The sequence below is a fragment of the Nocardioides ginkgobilobae genome, from assembly GCF_054781275.1.
In genome coordinates, this window is record NZ_BAAGUS010000048.1 from 1 (window position 1) to 1,299 (window position 1,299).

At 67.3% G+C, this 1,299-nt stretch carries 1 protein-coding gene; it reads left to right on the plus strand.

Going from position 1 to position 1,299, the window contains the following annotated elements; translation table 11 throughout:
- Positions 1-128 precede the first annotated feature (128 nt).
- A partial coding sequence (locus ACYVID_RS18130; RefSeq protein ID WP_460739469.1) for an IS110 family RNA-guided transposase occupies positions 129-1,299 on the plus strand: 1,171 nt, incomplete at its 3' end.

Below are 1,299 nucleotides of genomic sequence, written 5' to 3' on the forward strand. Positions count from 1 at the left end.
GAGGGTCGTGACTCCGGCACCGACTGTCGGCCTGCTGGCCTGACTATCAATTGGACCGTCCGACCCTCGGGGTCCCGCTCGCCGGCCGGGCGGACATGACCTCATAAGAGCCTGGCGAAGCCTCATCAGTGTCCTGTCTGCTCGCCCGACCGGCGTCGACCAACCGAATCGACACGGAAGGCAGTTTCATCATGACAGTGACCGCGATAGCCCCGGGCACGATCATCGGCGGGATCGACACCCATGCCGACACCATCCACGTCGCAGCAATCGATCCCTGGGGCCGCCAGCTCGGCGACCAGGAGTTCCCGACCACCCCGACCGGCTACAGCGATGCGCTGGAGTTCCTCAGCAGCCACGGCCAGGTGATCGGTCTCGGCATCGAGGGCACCAGCTCATACGGCGTCGGCATCACCCGCGCAGCCCTCGCCGCGGACCTGACTGTTCACGAAGTTCTCCGCCCCGAACGAGCCGTGCGTCGACGAGAGGGGAAGTCCGATCCGATCGACGCCTACCAAGCAGCACACGCGGTTCTCGCTGGCCGAGCGACCGCAGCCGCCAAGAAGGCCGACATCACCGCACTGCGCGCCCTGCACAACGCGCGACGCTCAGCGGTCAAGGCCAGGACCGCCGCGCAGGTCCAGATCGGTCAGCAACTGATCACCTCACCGGTGCGCCTGCGAGAGAAGTACCGAAACCTGACATCGGCACGGCTGGTCCAAGCACTAGGCAGCTGCCGCCCGGGCAACCACGCCGACCTCGAGGAGCGCCTCGTTCTGACCGCACTGAAGTCGCTGGCCCAACGCCACCACGCCCTGACGAAGGAGATCGCCAAACTCGACGCCGAGCTGACCTCGCTGATCGAGCAGACCGCGCCCCACCTGCTGCACCTGCACGGCGTAGGCAACTACACCGCCGCGCAGATGTTGATCACCTCCGGCGGCAACCCCGACCGGCTCCGCACCGAAGCCTCCTTCGCGGCCCTATGCGGTACCGCCCCGGTGCCAGCATCCTCGGGGAAGACCACCCGCCACCGACTCTCCCGCGGCGGCGACCGCCGAGCGAACCACGCCCTGCACACAATTGCGCTGGCGCGCATGCGCAATCACCCGCCGACCAAGGCCTTCGTCAAACGGCAGCGAGACCAAGGCCGCTCGACCCCCGAGATCCTGCGACTGCTCAAGCGAGCAATCGCACGCGAGATGTTCAAGCAGCTGACCCGTCCACACCAGGACCTCGGCGTCCACGATCTGCGCCCAGCCCGACAAGCCAAGAACATCACCATCGGCGCGGCCGCCG